This is a genomic window from Rhodopseudomonas sp. B29 (assembly GCF_000333455.1).
In the GTDB taxonomy this organism is placed as follows: Bacteria; Pseudomonadota; Alphaproteobacteria; order Rhizobiales; family Xanthobacteraceae; genus Rhodopseudomonas.
Window position 1 is genome coordinate 1 of record NZ_BADD01000650.1, and the last position, 4,358, is coordinate 4,358.

General features: G+C 65.5%; 4 protein-coding genes. 1 reads left to right on the forward strand and 3 read right to left on the reverse strand.

What is annotated here, in order from left to right; all coding sequences use genetic code 11:
• The 3 genes from I5M_RS23335 to tpiA form a co-directional block, all read right to left on the reverse strand.
• Nucleotides 1–827, reverse strand: an 827-nt coding sequence (locus I5M_RS23335) for a CTP synthase (RefSeq protein WP_022723602.1), incomplete at its 3' end; no start/stop codon positions are given.
• 166 nt (nt 828–993) lie between these two features.
• Nucleotides 994–1,386: a preprotein translocase subunit SecG gene (secG, locus tag I5M_RS23340; RefSeq protein ID WP_022723603.1), complete on the reverse strand. Its 393-nt coding sequence runs from the start codon at nt 1,384–1,386 to the stop codon at nt 994–996.
• Between the two features lie 156 nt (nt 1,387–1,542).
• Entirely contained in the window at nt 1,543–2,310 is a 768-nt protein-coding gene (gene tpiA / locus I5M_RS23345) for a triose-phosphate isomerase (protein ID WP_022723604.1), read from the reverse strand.
• Nucleotides 2,311–2,581: 271 nt separating this feature from the next.
• On the opposite strand from tpiA, the gene I5M_RS23350 reads away from it, so the two are divergent.
• A partial coding sequence (locus I5M_RS23350; RefSeq protein WP_040771870.1) for a peptidylprolyl isomerase occupies nt 2,582–4,358 on the forward strand: 1,777 nt, incomplete at its 3' end.

The window sequence follows — 4,358 nt, forward strand, 5'->3', positions numbered from 1 at the left end:
CAGCGATCGAGATGCGGCGGCTCCTTGGCGGCAATGGCGAACGCCGCCAGCACTTCGTCGTCGAGCCCGGCGGCGTGATACGCCTCCGGCACCGCATAGATGCTGTCGGCGTCGCGCGCCTCGATCACCGCGCTTTCGCGGACGTTGCAGAACAGCCCGAGCTTGCGGCGCTCTTCCTTCGGGATCGGCCGGTCGGTGCGGCACAGCAGAATGTCCGGCTGGATGCCGATCGAACGCAGCTCTTTCACCGAGTGCTGGGTCGGCTTGGTCTTGAGCTCGCCGGCGCTCGGGATGTAGGGCAGCAGCGTCAGATGGATGTAGATCACGTCGCCGCGCGGCAGATCGTTCTTGATCTGGCGGATCGCCTCGAAGAACGGCAGGCCTTCGATATCGCCGACGGTGCCGCCGATTTCGACCAGCACGAAATCGTAGCCGTCGTTGTCGCTGACGATGAAGTCCTTGATGGCGTTGGTGACGTGCGGGACCACCTGAATGGTCGCGCCCAGGTAATCACCGCGGCGCTCCTTGGTCAGGATATCCTGATAAATCCGTCCGGTGGTGATGTTGTCCTGCTTGGTCGCAGGCCGCCCGGTGAACCGCTCGTAATGGCCGAGATCGAGATCGGTCTCGGCGCCGTCGTCGGTGACGAACACTTCGCCGTGCTGATACGGCGACATCGTCCCCGGATCGAGGTTGAGATAGGGGTCGAGCTTGCGCAGGCGGACCTTGTAGCCACGCGCCTGCAGCAGCGCACCTAGTGCCGCCGAAGCCAAACCTTTGCCGAGCGAGGAGACCACGCCGCCGGTGATGAAAATATACCGCGCCATGGGACTTTACCTTTAAGGCCCCGCGATCGATTCGCCAAAGCGATTCGACGCCGCCGGGGGTTTTTCCAGAGGCTGTGGATTACGCTGGAATTCCCAGCGCTGTCAGATTGTTGTCGGAGAGATGTGAAGCTTCATCACAACCTCTCCTGAGCATGGCCGCGTTGCGTTATTGCGACTGCGGCACCTGCGGTCCGGGCGCGGGCGCCGGGGCCGCCTGATTTTGCTGCTTGTCGACCTGCTTGAGCGTGTCGAGCACGCCGCCGCCTTGCGAGATCGGCGGCAGCGGGGTGGCCGGCGACTGCTGGCCGGGCAGCTCCGGCACGATCGAGGCCGGCTGACGATTGTAGCTCGCCAGCCACGACAACAGCAGGCTGGTGGCGAAGAACCCGACCGCCAGGATCGCCGTCGTCCGCGTCAGCAGGTTCGCGGTGCCGCGGCTCGACATGAAGCCACCGCCGCCGCCGACGCCGAGCCCGCCGCCCTCCGACTTCTGGAGCAGCACCGTGCCGATCAGGCCGAGCACGAACATCAGGTGGATGACGATGATGACAGTCTGCATGGGTTCCTTCCATCGCAAGCCGGGATCAGCCGACAGGCGGCGCGCGTCAGGCTTGCGGGAGCATCGATTTGGCGCGGTGTCTACACGGCGAGCCGGGAATTGTCACCCCCGCCGGCGACAGAACCGCCGCCGGATCGACCGGTTTCGCCGGCTTAGCTAGGGGCAGCCAGCGGCGATCGCAAGGAAATCGGAAGCCTTGAGGCTGGCGCCGCCGACCAGGGCTCCGTTGACGTTCGCCACCGCCATCAATTCGCGGGCGTTGGACGGCTTGACCGAGCCGCCATAAAGCAGCCGCATCCCCTCGCCAGCCTCGCCGAAACGCTCGACCAGGGTCTTGCGGATAAAGCCGTGAACTTCCTCGACATCGGCAGCGGTCGGGGTGCGACCGGTGCCGATCGCCCAGACCGGTTCATAGGCCACAACCAGATTCGCCGCTGTAGCACCGTCTGGCAGTGAGCCGGCGAGCTGGCCGGCGACGACGTCGAGCGTATGGCCGGCGTCGCGCTCACCCTGGGTCTCGCCGACGCAGACGATCGCCAGCAGCCCTGCACGCCACACCGCCTGGGCCTTCTGCCGGACAATGGTGTTGGTCTCGCCATGATCGGCACGGCGCTCGGAGTGGCCGACTATGATGGCCGAAGCGCCGGCGTCGGCGAGCATTTCGGCCGAAATGTCGCCGGTATGGGCGCCGGAGGCCTCGGTGTGACAATCCTGGGCACCGATGCCGACACGCTGCGCCGACTTTTCGGCCAGCGTCTGCGCAAAGCCGGCCAGCAGGGTCGCGGGCGGGCAAACCAGCAGATCGACCGATGACGGCAGATCGCCGGCGCCCTTCAGCATGGCACTGAACTCGGTCAGTGACGCGCTCAGACCGTTCATCTTCCAATTTCCGGCAATCAAGGGACGAACGGCTGGGCCCGGCATGAGCGCTCTCTCGTGAGGGGATCTGCCGGTTGGCTAGCAGAGCCGGTTGCATTGCTCAAGCTGACCACTTCGCCGCACCAAGCATCGCCGCTGCGTCGCATTGCGAACTGGCTGGATCCAAGGCGCTGGCGCGGGAGCCGCGTGACATCGCCGCCGATTGCCGCGCCCGGACCGGCATTTTATGGTGGCTTTTCAAACAGGCGACGCTAATTTGCGCGCCGCGCGCCAGCTCGGCGCTGCCGGTTCCCTCCTGCCGAAAAGTGACTGCTTCATGCTTCGTGGAATGCGCAAGGCCTCGTCGAACTGGGTCGGCAAGACCATCATGAGTGTGGTGATGGGCGTGCTGATCATCAGCTTCGGCGTCTGGGGCATTGCCGACATCTTCCGCGGCTTCGGCCGCTCCACATTGGCCAAGGTCGGCCACACCGAGATTTCCACCGAGCAATTCCGCCAGACCTACAATGATCGTCTGCAGCAGATCGGCCGTTCGTTCGGCCGGCCGCTGACGCCCGACATGGCGCGCAGCTTCGGCATCGACCAGCAGGTGCTGCAGCAGACCATCGCCGAAGCCGCGCTCGACGAAGACGCGCGGCGGCTCGGCCTCGGCCAGACCGAAGCGTCGACGATGAAGACGATTCTGGAGGACCCGAATTTCAAGGGCACCAACGGCCAGTTCGACCCGAACCGCTTCCAGCAGCTGATCCGCCAATTCGGCTACACCGAGCAGCGCTACATCGCCGAACAGCGCCGCGTCGCTTTGCGCCGCCAGATCGCCGGGACCATCACCGAAGGCCTCGAGCCGTCGAAGACGCTGCTGCAGGCGATGAGCCAGTATCAGAACGAGCAGCGCAGCATCGATTATCTGAAGCTGACGGACGCCCAGGTCGGCACCATCGATCCACCCTCTGCCGAAGCGTTGACCAGCTACTACAACGACCACAAGACCCAGTTCCTGGCACCTGAATATCGCAAGGTCTCGTTCGTCGTGCTGACGCCGGAGTCGCTCGCCAAATGGACCGACGTCTCCGACGCCGATGCCCGTGCGGTGTTCGATCAGCGCAAGGACAAGCTCGCCACGCCCGAGAAGCGCGACGTGCTGCAGATGTCGTTCCCGAACGCCGATGAAGCCAAGGCGGCGCGCGACAAGATCGCTGCAGGCACGTCGTTCGAGGACCTCGCCAAGGAGCGCGGACAGAAGCCCGGCGACTACGACCTCGGCCTCGTCACCAAGGCTGACATGCTAGATCCGGCCGTCGCCAATGCGGCGTTCTCGCTACCCCAAGGTGAAGTCAGCCAGCCGGTGCAGGGCCAGTTCGGCACGGTGCTGCTCAAGGTCGCGAAGATCGAACCCGGTAGTGAGCCAGACTTCGCCGCCGCGGCGCCGCAGATCAAACGCGAGATCGCGCTCGATCGCGCCCGCAAGCAGGTTCAGGATCTCCACGACAAGATGGAAGACGCCCGCGGCGGCGGCGCCAGCGTCATCGACGCAGCCAAGCAGCTCGGCCTCAACGCCGTCACGGTGGATGCCATCGATCGCTCCGGCAAGGCGCCGAACGGCCAGCCGGTCGCTGGCATCCCGCAGGGCCTCGACCTGACCAGCTCCGTGTTCAACAGCGATGTCGGTGTCGATACCGACACGATCAGCTTCCAGAACGGTTTTGTCTGGTACGACGTGCTGGGCATCACGCCGGCGCACGAGCGCAGCTTCGACGAGGTCAAGGCCGAGGTCGAGACCCGCTGGCGCGCCGAACAGGTGACCAGCCGGCTGCGGACGATGGCAGCCGAGCTGGTGCAGAAGCTCGGCACCACCGGCAAGCTCGCCGACGTGGCGCCGGCGGGCGTCAAGGTCGAAACCGCGACCGGGCTGAAGCGCGAGACGGCTTCGTCGGGCATTCCGGGCGGCGTGGTCGCCGCGGTGTTCCGCACGCCGAAGGAGGGCTTCGGCCAAGGCCAAGGCACCAGCGGCACCGAATGGTTCGTCTACCAGGTCACCGACATCGGGGTGCCGCCGATCGACATGGCGTCGGCCGACACCAAGAAGCGAAGGA